General features: G+C 66.9%; 13 protein-coding genes. 2 read left to right on the top strand and 11 right to left on the bottom strand.

Annotation, left to right across the window (positions count from 1 at the left end; translation table 11 throughout):
* Positions 1 to 116 precede the first annotated feature (116 nt).
* The 5 genes from opgC to ASF08_RS13710 form a co-directional block, all read right to left on the bottom strand.
* Entirely contained in the window at positions 117 to 1,262 is a 1,146-nt protein-coding gene (gene opgC / locus ASF08_RS13730) for an OpgC domain-containing protein (RefSeq protein WP_056146177.1), read from the bottom strand.
* 121 nt (positions 1,263 to 1,383) lie between these two features.
* Positions 1,384 to 1,683 carry an RNA polymerase sigma factor region1.1 domain-containing protein gene (locus ASF08_RS13725; protein ID WP_018044569.1) on the bottom strand — a complete coding sequence of 100 codons (300 nt, stop codon included), beginning with the start codon at positions 1,681 to 1,683 and terminating at the stop codon, positions 1,384 to 1,386.
* 82 nt (positions 1,684 to 1,765) lie between these two features.
* The gene (locus ASF08_RS13720; protein WP_056146578.1) at positions 1,766 to 4,063 is read right to left on the bottom strand and encodes an FdhF/YdeP family oxidoreductase; all 2,298 of its coding nucleotides are present in this window, start codon (positions 4,061 to 4,063) and stop codon (positions 1,766 to 1,768) included.
* A gap of 84 nt (positions 4,064 to 4,147) precedes the next feature.
* On the bottom strand, positions 4,148 to 5,533 hold the full coding sequence (gene gor / locus ASF08_RS13715) for a glutathione-disulfide reductase (RefSeq protein ID WP_056146174.1): 1,386 nt from the start codon (positions 5,531 to 5,533) through the stop codon (positions 4,148 to 4,150).
* Positions 5,534 to 5,721: 188 nt separating this feature from the next.
* The gene (locus ASF08_RS13710) at positions 5,722 to 6,720 is read right to left on the bottom strand and encodes a M10 family metallopeptidase C-terminal domain-containing protein (RefSeq protein WP_056146171.1); all 999 of its coding nucleotides are present in this window, start codon (positions 6,718 to 6,720) and stop codon (positions 5,722 to 5,724) included.
* A 362-nt stretch (positions 6,721 to 7,082) separates the two neighbouring features.
* On the opposite strand from ASF08_RS13710, the gene ASF08_RS13705 reads away from it, so the two are divergent.
* A complete protein-coding gene (locus ASF08_RS13705) occupies positions 7,083 to 7,472 on the top strand; it encodes a hypothetical protein (RefSeq protein ID WP_018044573.1) in 390 nt (129 codons plus the stop codon).
* Positions 7,473 to 7,522: 50 nt separating this feature from the next.
* Entirely contained in the window at positions 7,523 to 8,158 is a 636-nt protein-coding gene (locus ASF08_RS13700) for a general stress protein (RefSeq protein ID WP_056146166.1), read from the top strand.
* A 77-nt stretch (positions 8,159 to 8,235) separates the two neighbouring features.
* On the opposite strand, the gene rpmG is transcribed toward ASF08_RS13700, so the two are convergent.
* The 6 genes from rpmG to ASF08_RS13670 all read right to left on the bottom strand — a co-directional run bounded on the left by rpmG (position 8,236) and on the right by ASF08_RS13670 (position 16,924).
* A complete protein-coding gene (gene rpmG / locus ASF08_RS13695; protein ID WP_018044575.1) occupies positions 8,236 to 8,403 on the bottom strand; it encodes a 50S ribosomal protein L33 in 168 nt (55 codons plus the stop codon).
* Positions 8,404 to 8,502: 99 nt separating this feature from the next.
* Complete coding sequence (locus tag ASF08_RS13690) at positions 8,503 to 9,684, bottom strand: MFS transporter (protein WP_056146577.1); 1,182 nt, start codon at positions 9,682 to 9,684, stop codon at positions 8,503 to 8,505.
* A 123-nt stretch (positions 9,685 to 9,807) separates the two neighbouring features.
* Entirely contained in the window at positions 9,808 to 11,151 is a 1,344-nt protein-coding gene (locus ASF08_RS13685) for an efflux RND transporter periplasmic adaptor subunit (protein WP_200931858.1), read from the bottom strand.
* Positions 11,148 to 14,375, bottom strand: a complete 3,228-nt coding sequence (locus ASF08_RS13680; protein WP_056146162.1) for an efflux RND transporter permease subunit — start codon at positions 14,373 to 14,375, stop codon at positions 11,148 to 11,150. The genes ASF08_RS13685 and ASF08_RS13680 overlap by 4 nt, the downstream gene beginning before the upstream one ends.
* A gap of 159 nt (positions 14,376 to 14,534) precedes the next feature.
* Positions 14,535 to 15,632, bottom strand: coding sequence for a M48 family metallopeptidase (locus ASF08_RS13675; protein ID WP_056146160.1), 1,098 nt, complete (start codon positions 15,630 to 15,632; stop codon positions 14,535 to 14,537).
* Complete coding sequence (locus tag ASF08_RS13670) at positions 15,632 to 16,924, bottom strand: YjgN family protein (protein ID WP_056146158.1); 1,293 nt, start codon at positions 16,922 to 16,924, stop codon at positions 15,632 to 15,634. Before ASF08_RS13670 ends, ASF08_RS13675 begins: the two co-directional genes overlap by 1 nt.
* Between the last annotated feature and the right edge of the window lie 180 nt (positions 16,925 to 17,104).

The raw sequence follows: 17,104 nt of genomic DNA, 5'->3' as shown, positions 1-17,104 counted from the left end.
CGACGGGCTGCCCCGCGCGCGAGGTCATCGCCACGGCGAGACGGCGGAACGGCGAGCGGGTTCCTCGCCCGTGACATCGAGGGGGCGAGACCGAAGGCGGCCGGGTTCCTCGGGCCTCACGCCATGGCGGGGACCGCCGGAGCGGATCGACCTGGGCGCGAGGCCTTGGGTGAGAGGCAGAGCGCGGCGCGAATGAAGATGCCTGTCAGCGCCAACTCGATGGCGATCCTCGCGGCGAGGACGTCGGTGACGTGGATCCTGACGAGATGGAGCATTTCGCTCACCGCCACGGCTGCGACGGCCCCGACGGTGAAGACGAGAAGGGAATTCCGGCCGAGGCGACTGAGAGGGTGATCGGGCCCCATCCGATACAACAGGCGGATGAGCGGCGCTCGCGGCGCGGCGGCGACGACATAGGCCAGGGCCATCACATGCAGGAAACGCAGCGGCGATTGGTAGGTTTTGCTGGCGCCGAACCAGAACGACGCGTTGCGATGCTCCGCCCATTCGAGGGCGTCCGGCGAGACGCGGATCACGATCGCGGCGAGCATCGGGTATGTGGCGAGGTAGGCCAGGGATAGGGCAAGCGCCGAGCCGCTATGGGGCAACGGGACGTCCAGCGTCATCGCCCGGCCGAGGGCGATCCCTGTCGCGAACAGGAGGGTCCAGGGCAGGATGGTCAGGGCGAAGGGTTGGCCGGACAGACTGTTGGGCAAGACGAGATCGAAATGGCCGGCGATGGCCCAGGTGATCAGCGCGGGCGGGATCGGGGCCCACCAGCGCCACGCGGCCAGGCGCAGCAGGACGGGTGCGATCAGCATCAGCACTACGTAGAGGCGCAGGACGCTGGAATAGCCGACGGTCTGACGGAACGTCACCGCATGCCAGAACATCGTCCAGGGGCCGTGGTCGCGCAGCAAGGCCGCGTCGCCCGTGACTTCGCCGATTGGCCCGCGGATTTCCAGAATGAGCGCGAGCAGGGCGAGGGTCGCGAGAATCAGGGCAATATTGAACGTGTGCAGCCGCATGGCCCGCACCCACAGGGGTCTGACGAGCCCGGCGACGTCCACCGGATGCGGGCGCTTCGAGAAAGCGAGCGACGTCGAGATCCCGCTGAGCAGGACGAACACCTCCGAACTGTCGGAGAAGCCGAGGCGGGACGGCGAGAGGTGGAAGAGATAGCCACCATCGAGATGATTGACGAAAATGTTGACGAGGCAGAGACCACGGATGGCATCGATCGTCGTGCGCCGCTCGATCACGGAAGAGTCGTCCAGAAATTGGTCTACAACCAAGTTTGGACGAGTTCCCGTTAAGACTGCGTTTCTCCGGACTCGTCGAGGACGGCACGCTCGCTCTTTACGCGGGAGCGGCTGCCTCGCCCTACTCCCCCTCCCCGTCCTCCACGGCGATGCCGTGTTCCGACAGGATCCAGAAGATCGCCTCGAGATCCTCGGCCGTCACGTCGCGCGGCGGCAGGGCCTCCTCCAGATCCTCGTAGGTCAGGCGGCGCGCCCGCTGCGCTTCGGCCTTGGCGAGCAGGCGATCCACCGTCTCACGCATGTCCTCCGGCAGGGCGTCGTGACTCGGCAGGCGACGATCGACATCCGGAAACAGCGCCTGTTCCAGCATTCGGTCGATGATCGCCTGGCGCCGGTCGTGCGCGTCGTCGTTCTTTGCCATGCCCCGTTATGGAGCGCGAAAGCCGCTCGAAACAAGAGAGCCCCGCATCGCCGACTTCATGGCGCCGGAGGACGCGGCGGCCTCAACCCTGAAGGGTCGAGGCCGAGCGGGCGATGGTCACCGGGATCGCCTTGGCGGCCGGCGTCTTCGATTGCTCGTCGTGGTGCCAGAGCGGGATCAGCGGATTGAGCTCCGGGTAGTAGCCCGCGCAATTCCCCGGCGGGATGTTGTAGGCGACGATGCGAAGCCCCTTCACCGAACGGACCCTATCGTCGGAGACCGTCGTCACGTCGACGATCTCGGCATCGGCAAAGCCCAGGCGAGCGATGTCGTCGGCATTCATGAACAGGATCGTCCGCGTGCCCTTCACGCCACGGAAGCGGTCGTCATAGCCGTAGACGGTGGTGTTGAACTGGTCGTTCGAGCGCAACGTGATGAGGTCGAGGGCATCTTCGCTCCGCAGCGGCATGTCGGGATCGGCCTCGATTCCCTCCGGAACCGTGAAATTGGCCTTGCCCGTCTCCGTCTCCCAGCGGCGGTCGCGGGCGGCCAGCGGCTTGTGGATGCCGCCCGGCTCGAACATCCGGCCTTCGAGGTTGTGGAACACCGAGGGGTAGGTCGCCTCCATGGCCCCGCGAATGCGGGAATAGTCACCGACCCATGAGTCCCAGGGAACGTTCGGATTCGGCTCCAGCGTCGCCTTGGCGATCTCGGCGACGATCCAGGGCTCGGAGCGGACCTGGTCGCTCACCGGATTGGTCTTGCCCCGCGAGCCATGGAAGCACGAGGTCGAGCTTTCCATCGAGACCGCCTGCGGTCCGCTTGCCTGGGTGTCGATCTCGATCCGGCCGAGGCAGGGCAGGATATAGGCGACCTCACCGTTGATGAGGTGCGAGCGGTTGAGCTTGGTCGAGATCTGCACGGTGAGGCGCATGGTCCGCCATGCCTCCTCCATCCGCACCGTCTCGGGGATGGCGCGGACGAAGTTGCCGCCGAGGCTGATGAAGGCCTTCACGTCCCCGGACACGATACCTTCGCAGGCCTCCACCGTGTTGAGGCCCTTCTCGCGGGGCGGCTCGAAACCGTATTGCTCCTTCAGGACATCGAGGGGCGCGAGTTCCGGCTTCTCGGTGATCCCCACCGTGCGCTGGCCCTGAACGTTGGAATGGCCGCGAACCGGACAGGGGCCGGCGCCTTTCCGCCCGATATTTCCGCGCAGGAGCAAGAGGTTCACCAGCATCTGCACGGATTCCGTGCCCTTGCGATGCTGGGTCAACCCCATGCCGTAGACGCCGATGACGGCACGCGCGCGGGCATAGACGGTGGCCGCCGCCTCGATGGCGGTGCGGGTGAGACCCGACCGGCCTTCGAGGGCCGCCCAATCCTGGCTTTCGCAATAGGCCGCGAAGGCGTCGAACCCGTGGGTGTGCTCGTCGATGAAGCTCCGGTCGAGGATGCCCGGACGTCCGACGCCCAGCGCCTCCCGGTCGGCGGCGATGAGCGCCTTGCACATCCCGGTGATCGCCGCGAGATCGCCGCCCGCCTTGACCTGATGGTACTGGGTCGAGATCTCCGTGGCGTGGCGCGTCGCCATCTCCACCACCGATTGTGGGTTGGTGAAGCGCTCGAGCCCGCGCTCGCGCAGCGGGTTGAAGGTGACGATCGGAACCCGGCGTTTGCGGGCCTCCTGCAACTGGTGCAGCATCCGGGGCGCGTTCGAGCCGACATTCTGGCCGAAGAACAGGATCAGGTCGGTGGTGTCGAAATCCTCCAGCACCACCGTTCCCACGGGGACGCCGATCGACGCCTTGAGGCCGACGGAGGTCGGCTCGTGGCACATGTTGGACGAGTCGGGCAGATTGTTGTTGCCGTACATCCGGGCAAGGAGCCCGTACATATAGGACGTCTCCAGCGACGCCCGGCCCGATGCGTAGAACACCGCCGATTTCGGATCGAGGGCACGCAATTCCCGACCGATCGCCGCCGTCGCCTCGTCCCAGGAGACCGGCACGTAACGATCGCTGCCCGCATCGTAGCGCATCGGATGCGTGAGCCGGCCCTGCTCTTCCAGGGCGTAATCCGTCCAGTCGCGGAGTTCCGTCACCGTGTGCCTGGCGAAGAAGTCGGGGCCGCAGCGCTTGGCGGTCTGCTCCCAGGCCGTCGCCTTCGCGCCGTTCTCGCAATATTCGAACGTCAGCGGCTTGGCGGGCTTGGCCCAGGCGCAGGATACGCACATGAAGCCGTCCGGCTTGTTCTGCTTCATCAGCAGCGCCGCGCCCGACACCGGGATCTCCTCCCGCAGGAGGATCTCGGTGAGGGACTGCGCCGAGCCCCAGCCGCCGGCCGGCCCGCCATAGGCCTCGATCTTCGGCTCCGCCATCTTGTCGGTCATTCGCTGGGCCTCTGACGCTGGGTCGGTTGGCAAGCCAACGGCAGCGCCGAGTCCCTGTTCCGGGGTGCGGCTCTAACCCACTCCCTCCGGCCGTTTGGTCACGGCGGGCACCCGCATGGTGACGAGTTCCTCGCCCGCGGTGGGATGGACCGCGATGGTCCGGTCGAAATCGGCCTTCGTCGCGCCCATCGTCACGGCGATGGCCACCGCCTGGATGATCTCGCCGGCATCGTGGCCGACGATATGGACGCCGAGCACCCGGTCGCTGGCGCAATCCACGATGATCTTCATCAGGACACGCTCGGCGCTGTTGGAGAGCGTCGCTTTCATCGAGCGGAAGCTCGACTTGTAGATATCGACCGCCTCGAACCGCTCGCGCGCCTGATCCTCGGTGAGGCCGACGGTGCCGATTTCGGGCGTCGAGAACACGGCGGTGGCGATGAGGTCGTGGTTCACCGCCCAAGGCTTGCCGCCGAAGACGGTGTCGGCGAAGGCATGGCCCTCCCGGATGGCGATGGGCGTCAGGGCGGCACGGTTGGTGACGTCGCCCACCGCGTAGATCGAGGGCACGCTGGTCTGCGAGAAGGCGTCCACCGGGATCGCGCCGCTCTCGTCGGTCTCGATGCCCACATTCTCCAGGCCGAGGCCGCTCACCGCCGGCTTGCGCCCCGTGGCGACGAGAACCTGGTCGACCTCGATGACGCTGCCATCGCCCAGGGTGGCGGCGATGCCGCTGTCGCGCCGTTCGAGGCGCTCCACCGTCTGGTCGAGCCGGAGATCCAGGCGCTTGTCGAAGGCGAGGCCGAGGGCGTCGCGGACCTCGTCGTCGAACCCGCGCAGCAGGCGGTCGCCCCGGTGCAGCAGGGTCGTGCGCGACCCGAGATGCGCGAAGACGCTGGCGAATTCCACCGCGATGTAGCCGCCGCCGATGATGAGGATACGCTCGGGCAAGGTCTCCAGCTCGAAGACTTCGTTGGAGGTGATGCCGAGATCGCCGCCGGGAATGACCGGCACCTTCACCGGATACGCGCCCACCGCCACGAGGATGTATTTCGCCCGCACGCGGCGCCCCGAGGCGACGAGGCGGATCGTATGCGCGTCCTCGATGACGGCCCGCTCCGCGATGACGGTGACGCCCGCCCGTTCGAGATTGGTGTCGTAGATCGATTCGAGGCGCGAGACCTCGGCGTCCCGGCGGGTTTTCAGGACGCTCCAGTCGAAGCGCGGCTCGCCCACCGACCAGCCGAATCCGGCCGCGTCCTCGAACTCGTCGGCGAAGCGCCCGGCATAGACCATGAGCTTCTTCGGAACGCAGCCGCGGATCACGCAGGTGCCGCCGATCCGGTACTCTTCGGCAAGACTGACCCTGGCGCCGTAGCCGGCCGCGATGCGTGCCGCCCGCACGCCCCCCGAGCCGCCACCGATGACGAACAGATCGACGTCGAATTCGTCGGTCATGGCAGATTCCTCACAGTGACGGATGCGGGTTCGGCGATCTTGGCGGAACGCGGGGCTGGTTCCGTCCGCTCTATCGCAGGAACACGATGCCCGTCATCGCCGAACGCCGAGAATCCATCGTCGCAGATGGTTATGCCGTGCCGGGATGGCTGCCCGGCCGCGGGCTCGACGTCCGAACGACGTGCCGGCTACAGGAGGAAGTCACTCGCGTGCAGGCTCTCCACCACGTTCTTGAGGGAGATCTGGAAGTCGGCCTTGCCGTCGCCGGTCACGTCGCCCTCCACGATCGTCGCACTGCCTGAGACGAGGGCGTGGAGCTGGCCCGCCTGCTTGCTGAAGGCGGCGTCGCCGATGAAGCTGAAAGGCTGATCGCCCGTCGCACCCGTCACGGCTTGGATCAGGTGCAGATCGATATGGTCGGCACCGATGGTGAAATCCGAGATCTGGTCCCGGTGCTCGGCGCCCACCGCGCTGTCCCTGACGGACTTGAACTGGAAGGTGTCGTCGCCCGCCCCGCCGAGGAGGACGTCGCGGCCGCGTCCGCCGATCAGCGCATCGTCCCCCGCGCCGCCCTTCAGCGTGTTTGCGGCGGCGTTGCCGGTGAGAACGTTGTCCCCGGTGTTGCCGGTTCCGTCGATCGCCGACGTGCCGGTGAGCGTGAGGTTCTCGATGAACTGGCCGCCGATGGAGAAGGACACGGAGGATTTGACGAGGTCGACGCCGTTCAAGCTCCGCTCGATGACGCGATCGCCGGAATTATCGACGATGTAGACGTCGTCACCATCGCCGCCCTTCATCGTATCGGCGCCGGTATAGCCATCGATGTAGTCGGAATACCGCGATCCGTTGATCGTGTCGTTCCCGGCGAAGATGTCCTTCAGCACGTATTGCGTGTCGTTGTGATCGAAGAATGTCTTCTCGTGGGCGACCGTCACGTCGATGCCGCGCAGCGTGCTGTAGAGGCCCGCGCCGTCGTCGTAATCGAGTGCCGTCGTCGTCCCCGATGTCGGGTCTCCGTTCCTCGCGTAAGTCAGATCGTGGCCTTGGACCAGGATGGCCGTGCGATCGTTGAAATCGAGCTCGTATCCGTTCGGGCCAGTATCGTAATAAAGTCCACCCGTCTTATCGAGGTGCCAGATATCCAGCGTTCGAAAATCGACCTTGTCGTAGACGCTGTACGTCGCCATCGTTTCCACCCGTGTTCGAGCAGCGATGTCTGGGCCTGACAGTGCCTATGGCCGGATCATCGCGTGGGGCGCTCGGTATCCGGGCCTAAGAGCGTTGTACATTCACACAATTGCGACGTGCCGGACCGGGACGAAGCCTCCTTCGACGTGGTCGCTCCGGTAAGATCGCAGGTAGGAGCCTGGCGATATCGACATGCATCTGAGCCATGGGTGGCGGCCTGAAGCATGGTTGCAATGGTAACGCTAAATATTTTTCGAGACGGCCGCGATCCCAGCTACGCTTAGCGGCCGTGTATCGGGTGATATCTACGGAACGCTTTGGCTTCCATCGGAATTGAATGGGTCCGATGAGGGAGATTATCATGCGACATCAGCTGGCTACACTCGCCTTTGTGGCGATTCTTGGTTCGAGCGCGGCCTACGCGCAGACCACCGTGACCGGCAAGCCCGCCACCGACGCCGAGACGAGCGCCAAGTCCGGCGGCCAGGAATCCGTGACGCGGCCCAACACCGACAAGCCCGACGCGAACCGCCCCGCCACCACACAGGCGACAGCGGCCAACGCCAAGCTCGAAGAAGGCGCCAACAGCTTCACCGAGGGCCAGACCCGCAGCCGGCTCGAGCAGGCGGGCTACAAGGACGTCAAGGAACTCAAGAAGGACGACAAGGGCATCTGGCGCGGGGCGGCGACGCTCAACGGCAAGCCGGTCACCGTCGGCGTCGACTTCAAGGGCAACGTCGCGGCCAACTAGCCGCGCCCCTGAAGCCGCAGGCCTGTCGATACAGTGAGAGGAACGATCCCATGGCATACCAGACCATTACGGCACTCTACGATTCCTACGACGATGCCGGTAAGGCTGTCGCCAAGCTCGAAGCGTCGGGCATCAGCCACAGCGACATCAGCATCGTCAGCAGCAACGAGAACGACCGGCATGCCGGACGCGTGACCACCGCCGATCATACTCGCACCGACACCGCCGAGACGGCATCGACGGGTGCCGGCACCGGAGCGGGCGTCGGTACGTTGCTGGGCGGCGCGGCCGGCCTCCTGACCGGGCTCGGCCTCCTCGCCATCCCGGGCGTCGGTCCCGTCGTCGCCGCCGGCTGGCTCGTCACCACCCTGGCCGGTGCCGGCATCGGTGCCGCGGCCGGTGGCCTCGTCGGCGGCCTGACCGGCGCGGGCTTGAGCGAAGCCGATGCCCATACCTACAGCGAGGGCGTGCGCCGGGGCGGTACCCTCGTGACCGTCAAGGCCAACGATGCCCGCGCGTCGCAGGTGATGGACGTGCTGGAAGAGCACGGTTCGGTGAACGTCACCGAGCGCGCCGAAGGCTGGAAGGCCGATGGCTGGACCGCGCCGACCACGACGCCCTCCGATGCCACCACGGTCCCCGGCGCCCGTCCGGGCGTGCGCTCCTACCCCACCGCGCCGCTGTAATCCCGGCACCGATCCCAAACGGAAAAAGCCGCCCGAAAGGGCGGCTTTTTTGTGCTGTCTCGATGAGGAGACGAAGCTTACTTGATCTTGGTTTCCTTGAAGTCGACATGCTTGCGCACGACGGGGTCGTACTTCTTCATGGACAGCTTCTCGGTCTGCGTCCGGGAGTTCTTCTTCGTGACGTAGAAGTAGCCGGTGTCGGCGGTCGAGATCAGCTTGACTTTAACGGTGACGGCCTTGGCCATGGCGCGGTGCTCCTGAAGGTGGCGGCATTCCGCTTGAGCGAAACGCAAAATGGCCGGCACGGACCGGCTGAATTCCGCGCGGTCATTGCCTCATCGGGCTCACTTCGTCAAGGCCGGGGCGGTTCTCCGAAGCCGCCACAGGACGAGGCCGGCATAGGCGACGAGCACGCCGCACATGGCATGGGCGAAGCCCTGGGGGGGCATCAGGTCCATGCCGCCGCCGATGATCGGCGGCCCGACCATCAGGCCGACATTGTAGAAGATCAGGAAAGCGGCATTCGCGCCGGCGAGCTCGGCCCCGCGCACGCTGGCCCCCAGATGGGCCAAGCCGACCGTGTAGAGCGTGCCGGTCAGGCCGCCCCAGATCAGCAGTAGGACGGCGAGCCAGAAAGGGGACGCCGAGGCCGCCGGGATCAAGGCCGCGCCGATCGCACCGCCAAGGGCCGAGGCGAGGAGGAGGTGGCGGCGGTCGAACCGGTCGGCGAGGAGGCCGAACGGGATCTGGAACAGGACGTGGCCGAGAGCGAGCATGCTGACGAGACCGGCGGCACTCTCCGCATCGAGCCCGATCCGCAGGCCGTAGAGCGGCAGGATGGCGAATCCCCCGGTCTCGACGGCGCCGTAGACCAGGGCCGCGAAGATGGCGGCCGGCGCCAGCCGGACATAGCCGAGGACGCCTCGGCTGCTCTTTCCCTCGATCACCGGCGCCAGGCCGCGCGCCAGGGCGATGGGCACGGTCCCGAGGAGGAAGAGAGCCGCACCGGCGCAATACGGTGCATAGCCATGGGTGCCGATGACGACGAGGAGGGTTGGTCCCACCGCGAAACCCAGCGCAAGCACCGTCGCGTAGATGCCCATGACGAGGCCGCGCCGGGCCGGGGGCGCGACCTCGTTAATCCAGAACTCGGACAGCACGAAGAGGACGCCCAGCGTCGCCGAGAAGACGAAGCGGAGGGGGAACCACCAGCGGATATCGTGGAGCAGCTTGAACCCGACGAGGGAGGCGGCGCCGACGCAGATCGCCAGGATGAGAAAGCGCACGACGCCGATCCGGGCGGCCAGACGCGGCACGAACGGCACGGTGACGATGCTGGCGAGACCCGCCAGAGCCGTATTGATGCCGATGACCGTGCTCGACACGCCCATACGCTCCATCTCGAGGGAGAGGAGCGGGATCGACAGGCTGAGGCCGATGCCGACCACCGCCACGCAGGTGATCGCGGCGCTCATCGCCGCCACATGCGCGCGATCGAGGGTGTCCGAGGCGGGGCGGTCGAGCATGATCCAGGGCCGTTCCGAGGGATGCGCGAGAGGGCGCATGGAGGGTGAGGCTCTACGCCATCATCCCCCTTCCGCGGAACCTGCCGGACGGCTGGGCCGGGCTGCGCACCCGGCCAGCCGGCGCTATCGTGCCGCCGATTTCAGGGGCTTCCCATCCTGCTTGGGGGCCTGGCGCTCCATCTTCTGCCCATCGCGCAGGTCGACGGGCGGGCTCAGGACGATCTGCTCGCCCCCGTCCAACCCCTGGTCGATCTCGATGGTGGTGCCGAGATCGCGCTGGATATGGACGCCGCGCCATTCCACCGTGCCGTCGTCGCGGGAGATCGCGACCTGGGTGCCGCGCTGATTGAACACCAGGCCCTCGGCCGGGATGACCGTGTTCCTTCCCGTCCGCGGCACCTTCAGCGTCACGTAGACGTAGAGGCCGGGCCGCAGGCTGCCGTCGCCATTGGGAACGTCCACCTGCGTGGTCAGGGTCCGGGACGAGGTCAGCAGGGCGACCGAGCTGCGCTCGACCTTGCCGGAGAAGGTCCGGTCCGGGATCTGCGGCACCTTGATCGTCGCGGCGACGCCCGGGCTTACCCCGACGGCGAGATTCTGGGGCACGTTGACGACCACGCGCAGGACGTCGTCCCGGTCCATGGACAGCAGGGCGGTGCCGGTGCCGTCAGCCTGGACGAGATCGCCGATATCGACGCTGCGGGCGGTCACGACACCGTCGAACGGGGCGATCACGTCCTTGAAGCCGGTCAGTGCCTTCAGGCGGTCCACGGTGGCGCGCTGCGCCTTGATGTTGGCCTCGGCCACCTTCACTCCCGCTTCCGCCGAGGCGAGGCTCGCGCCCTGGCTCAGGACGCTGGCCTGGGAATTGTCCGCGTTCTGCTTCGAGGCCCAGCCCTGCACGGCGAGGGTCGAGGTACGGCTGTTGGTGGCGGTGGCGAGATTCACGTTGGCTTTCGCCTGATCGACCATGGCCCTCGCCTGGAGCAGCTGGGCTTCGAGTTGGCCCACCTGCGCCTGGGCCTGCGCCAGCTGCTGGTCGAGATCGGGGGCGGCGATGCGGATGAGGATGTCGCCCTGCTTCACCCGCGTGCCGATATCGACCCGGCGCTCGGCGATGTAGCCCGTGGCACGGGCGAAGAGGGAGGCCCTGGCGAAGGCGTCGGTCTGTCCGGGCAGGGTGATGTCGATGGGCTGGTCGGCCCGCTCCACCGCGATGGTCCGCAGCTTCGGCACGAACTCCCTGGCCTTGCGCTGCGTCTCTTGCGCCGCGGCGGCCTTCTGCCAATGGCCGTAACCGCCCCAGCCGAGCAGGCCGACGGCGATGAGCCCGGCGATGAGGAACGGCCCCTTCCCCGGCGGCGGCGGGATCTCCGCCGGGCCTCGCCCGGACCCATCACTCGAACCATGAGCCGTCACCGTGCCGGACTTCTCATCGATCGCGTCACCAGGGCTGTTCCCGCTCATGCGTAATCCTGAAGCGGCTTGACCTCGCCCCGCCTGAGGAGGGTGTAGAGGAAGGGCACGAAGAGCAAGGTCGAGGGCGTGCCGATGGCGATGCCGCCCATCACGGCGCGGGCCAGCGCCGCGTTCTGCTCGCCGCCCTCCCCGGTGCCCAGCGCCATGGGGATAAGGCCAAGGAACATCGCGCCCGCCGTCATCAGCACCGGCCGCAGTCTCGTTTCACCCGCCAGCAACGCCGCTTCCGCCGCGCTGCATCCCGTCGCCTCCCGGTGCTCCTTGGCGAAGGTGACGAGGAGGATGGAATTGGCCGACGCGATCCCCACCGACATGATCGCCCCGAACAGCGACGGGATCGAGAAGGTCGTGCCGGTGATGAACAGGCTCGCGACGATCCCGCAGAAGGCGAGCGGGAGCGCCGCAAGCACCACGAGTGGGTCGCCCCAAGACTGGAAGTTCACGGCCATGAGCAGATAGACCGCCACCAGGGCGATGGAGAGGCCGATTCCCATGCGGAAGAAGGCCGATTGCATGTTCTCGATCTGCCCGCGCACGGTGATCTTGTCCGGAGCCGGCAGGGCCTTCTGCTCTTCCTCGACGATCCGGCGGATGTCTTTGGCCACCGAACCGAGATCGGAATCCTGCACCGCCGCGTAGATGTTGAAGGTCGGCTGCGTGTTGACGTGGTTGATCACGGTCTGCGACCCCTCGCGGCGCATGGTCGAGACGCTGGAGAGCAGCGTCAGCACGCCCGGCGCATCGGAATTGCCGCTGACGAGGAGCGGAGTGTTCTGGATCGCCGTGAGGCTGTCGTTGCGGTATTCCGGGGTCTGCACCCAGAGTTGGTAGGGGATGCCGGTCTTCGGGTCGGTCCAGAAGTTCGGCGTCACCTGGAAGGAGCCGGACAGGGAGACGTTGAGCCCTTGCGCGATCTGCTGCTCGGTGAGGCCGAGCTCGGAGGCGAGGCGCCGGTCGACATCGACGAAGAATTGCGGCGTGCCGACGATCTGGTGGAGATGGACGTCCACCGCCCCGCGCGTCTCCTTGAGGCGACGGACGATGTTCTGCGCGGCGGCGAGGTCCTTGGCGGTGTTGCGGCCCGAGACCTGGATGTCGATCTGCGCCAGCGTTCCGAAATTGAGGATCTGCGTGATGATGTCGGATGGCTGGAAATAGACGATCAGGTCGGGGAAGCGCTCGCGCAGCACCTCGCGCAGGCGCTTGGTGTAGTCCGCGACCGAGCCGTGGCCCTCTTTCAGGTTGATGAGCATCTGTCCGTCGTTGTTGGCGACGAACGACCCGTCCGAGAAGGCGAAATTGTAGTTGTTCGCGGGCAGGCCGAGATTGTCGAGAACCTGGTCGATCTCGCCCTCGGGGATGACCTCGCGGACGACGGCCTGGACTTCGGCGAAGGTCTGCACCGCCGTCTCGATGCGCATGCCCGGCCGGGTGCGCAGATGCAGCGTCATCTGGCTCGATTCGACCTGCGGGAAGTAATCCTGGCCGACGAAGCCGAACAGGCCCGCCGTGCCCGCGAAGATCACCGCCACGGTGGCCAGCGTGACGACGCGGCGGCGCAGGACCACGTGGAGCAGTCCGAGATAGCTACGGTGGAAGCGGGCGAACCGGGCTTCGAATCCCCGCCGGAACCAGCCCGCGAGGCGGAAGAGCGGCCCGAACAGCCATCCCAGCGCACGGGCGACGCGGCCCCTTCGCGGAGCCTGCCCGCCCTTGCCGTGATGCGCTTCGTATTCCCGTGCCACGAGCACGTCGATCAGCACCGGCACCAGGGTGCGGGACAGGACGTAGGAGGTCAGCATCGCGAAGACGACGGCGAGCGCCTGGGGCGTGAACAGGTATTTCGGCGTGTCCGTGAGGGCGAAGACCGAGACGAAGGCGGCACAGATCGAGAGTGTCGAGATCAGCGCGGGTTTGGCGATGCCGGCCGCGCCCTCCACCACGGATTTGCGGAACGGCTCCCCCTCCTCGAACAGCCGGTAGGTGTTCTCGATGGCCACCGTGGCGTCGTCCACGAGGATGCCCACCGCCAAGGCGAGTCCGCCCAGCGTCATGACGTTGATGGTCTCGCCCAGCGCCGTGAGGATCGCGAGCGAGGTCAGGATCGACAGCGGGATCGAGACGAGCACCACGATGGTGGAGCGCCAGGAGCCGAGGAACAGCAGGATGGTCAGGCCGGTGAGCGCGGCGGCGATGACCGCCTCGTGGATCACGCCCTCGATGGCGGCGGAGACGAAGACCGACTGATCGAACAATTCGCGTAGCGCCATGCCCTCGGGGGCGGCGGCGCGGATGTCCGGCAGGGCCTTCTTCACGTTGTTGACGACGTCGAGGGTCGAGGCGGTGCCGTTCTTGAAGATGCGCATCAGCACAGAGTTCAGGCCGTCGGCCCGCACGATGTTCACCTGCGGCGGGCCGCCGTCGCGGACATTGGCCACGTCGCGCACCAGCACCGGCTGTCCGCCGACCACCCGGATCGGCACCTGATTGAGCGCCTCGATGGCGTCCGGCGTGGCGTTGAGCTGGATCGGGTATTGCTGCTCGCCGATCTTGGCGAGGCCGGAGGGCACGGTGAGGTTCTGCGCCGTCATGGCGTTGGTGACGTCCAGCGCCGTCAGGCCCAGAGCGCGCAGGGCCTGGAGGTCGAGATCGACCATGATCTGGCGCGGCGTGCCGCCGAAGGGCGAGGGCAGCGTGGAGCCCGGCACCTGGGTCAGGCGCTGGCGGATGCGGTACTGCGCGTAATCGTAGACCTTGGTCAGGCTCTCGCTGGTGGAGGAGAGCGAGAGCTGGATCACCGGGACGGAGGAAGCCGAGAACCGCAGGACGATGGGCGGCTGCACCCCCGGCGGCATGGTCGAGCGGATCGAGTTCATCGCCGAGACGGTTTGGGCGATGGCGAGATCGATGCTCACCGACTGGTCGAAATAGACCTTCTGGATCGCCGTGCCCTGCAGGGTCGTCGATTCCATCCGGGCGATGTTGTTGACGTTGTTGGAGAGCGAGAACTCCGCATAGGTCGTGATGCGACGCTCCATCTCGGAGGTCGAAAGGCCGGTATAGGTCCACACCACCACGACCACCGGGATGTCCACGGTGGGCAGCACGTCCTTGGGCGCCACGATCACCGAGGCCGCTCCCCCGAGCATCATCAGCACGGCCAGCACGTAGATCGTGATGCGAAACTTCAGAGCATACTGGACGAGGCCCATACGGTATCCGCGCAAACCTATTCGGGCTGGTGTACCACGTTCGTCGCATGCGACGAGGTGATCTGTAGCCGTGACGCCGCGACGCAAGCGGCGGACCGGGCCGGGATATTTGTTTCCGGATGTAACCGGTACGCGGAGACGCTCCTCCCAGGACCGCGCCTATTTCGCGGGTTTGGCCGGCACGTTGCGGCAGATGCCCTTGAGCGTCGTCCAGTCCGTCTCATCGAGAATGCGGCGGCCCACCGTCTCCGAGCCCGCCATCGCGCGGATGCGGTTGGCGCGTTCCACCGTGAAGGGATGGCTGCGGAGCAGGCCCGCGAACTCGGGCTTCTCGTCGTCCTTGGCGATGCGTTCGAGGATCGTCGCCAGCGCCGTCGCATCCCCGCCCGACCGGCGCATGACCTCCACCGAATAGGAATCCGCCGCGTTCTCGGCCTCACGCGAATAGCCGGCCGAGATGGCGGCCTGTCCCACCGCGACGACGATCGTGGAGCCGGTCAGGTCGCCCAGCACGAGACTGAGGAGGAACGAGCTTCCGCTCGCCGCCAGCAGAGCGCGCATGGGATCGTGCGCGGCGACATGGCCGAATTCGTGGGCCAGCACGCCGGCGAATTCGTCGGGCGTCCGGGACTGATCGATGAGGTCCGACAGCACGACGACCCGCCCACCGGGCAAGGTCAGGGCATTGGCGATGGCGTGCCGGCGGACGCTGATCGCCGGATCGACCGGCAGGCCGCCATTCGCCGTCATCCGCTCGATCAGCCGGTCGAGGACGGCCCGCGCCGGGGCATCGCCGCAGACCGGCGGGTCGCCCAGGATCTTGCCGATCTGCCCGTCCACCGCGCCGCCGAGCCGCGCTTCGATCGCCGCCGGGATGACGGGTGCCAGACGCACGGCAATGGCCGGGACACCGTAGATCGCCAGACCGATCACCGAGATCCCGGCCGCGATCGACCACAGGACGAGGCGCAGGCGACCGCCCGAGGCGGAGGAGTCGGTTCGGTACAGGTCCGGACAGCGATCCTTCAGCGCGGCGGCCAGAGTCTCGTCGGTGAAATCGACCCGCTCGGCACGTCCCGCCGGGCCGACCCGCATGAGCGGGGCGGCCGTGTCGCCCGCCGCGAGGTCGGCGAGTGTCCAGGCGAGGCGGAGGTCCCGCCCGGTGATCTCCAGGCTGTCCTCGAGGACCAGGGTCACGGGATGGGCCCTGGCGCTCAAGCCATCGTAGTACGTGCCGTGGACCGCTTGTGCCGGCACTAGAACCCCACTTCGAGGGCGCCGCCGACATCCAGCGCGTCGGCGAGGCCCTCGTTGAGGCCGCTGCCCACGCGCCGGCTCGACGCGAGCACGGCATCGAGGCCGCCGGCATTCTCGACCACCGTCGTGGTGGCGACCGCGGCCCAGAGCCGCGCCGTGATGACCCGGACATAGAGGACCGCGAAGAACAGCGCGCCGCCGAGATAGCCGAATGCCATGCCGAACAAGAGCGCCCAATGAAATCCGCTTTCCATGCCCTGCGCCTGGAGGAGCAGGCCGCCGCCGCCGATGACGAGGCCGAGGATCAGCACGAATCCGATCACGGAGAGAAGGTAGACGAGATAGGGCCAGTAGAACTGGCGGGCCTTCAGGGTGGACGAAAGGCGCACGGGGCCGAGGCTGGCCGCGTTCATGAAGAGCCGTGTCTCCCGCGCCCGGTAGAAGGGGATGAGCAGCAGCCCGAGAGGAATGGTAATCCCCAGCGTCGTGAGGAAGAGCTCCCCGAACGTTGCGATGGGGGTGCCCTCGTAATCGCTGTTGAACTCCGTCTCGCCGGGCTTGCCCCCCTCCTTGGGGATGAACAGGTCGTCGGGGATGGTGAAATCGGCGGCCACGAGGAAGGCGATCAGCGCGGCGGCGATGGGCAGCACCACCACCACGTAGAAGGCCAGCCAGGGCAGCAGCAGCGAGCGCCCGCGCGCGGTGGATTCCATCCGGCTCGACCCGATCAGGGTGTGATTGATCCGGTACCGCTCCAGGCTCGCGCGCATGAAGGGGAAGGCGAGGCCGAGGGTCAGAAGCGTCAGCAGCGACCAGCCGATAGCCATCAGCGCGTAGGTGATCGCCGATCCGTCCTGCCCGAGGCGGATGCCGCGCCACAGGGTGCGCGAGGCGCGATAGCGCCGGCCGCGATAGATCGCGAACTGGCCGAGGACGTAGAGGACGAGGAAGGACAGCACGCTGCCGAAGGCCGCGAGCCAGGGCGCGGAGATCGTCGCGATGAAGATCAGCACGTAGACGGGGATCAGGATGGCGACGGCGACGAGGAAGCCGAGGAACAGCTCCTTGCCGGTTCCGGTATATTCGCCCGGGCTGCCGTCGACGATTGTCCGGTTCCAGAAGTAGCGCCGCAACTCGGTGATGTACCAGAACCGGTAGATGCCGAAGGTGACGAGGGACAGGAGGAAGCCACGGACGGCGATGCCGGTGAGGCCCTTGAGTGTTCTGTCGAAGGTGATCGGGCCGGAGCGGTCCATCCCGGATCGCGTGTCGGTCATTGGCGGCTGCGACATGATACCTCCTCTCTCTGGAGGCGACATATAAGCCTATCGTCTCAGACGAGGCTACCCGCCGACGTGACTTTAGATCGGCCTGCTCTTGCCCGGATGAAGTACGGGGCCGCCGCCATTGTCACAAAGCCCCCGTCCGGTCTTCGAATGTCGCCCGGAGACCTGTATTAAAAGCGTTTTCAT

This window comes from Methylobacterium sp. Leaf85 (genome assembly GCF_001422125.1).
Classification (GTDB): domain Bacteria; phylum Pseudomonadota; class Alphaproteobacteria; order Rhizobiales; family Beijerinckiaceae; genus Methylobacterium; species Methylobacterium bullatum.
This window is presented reverse-complemented; position numbering and strand designations above follow the sequence as displayed.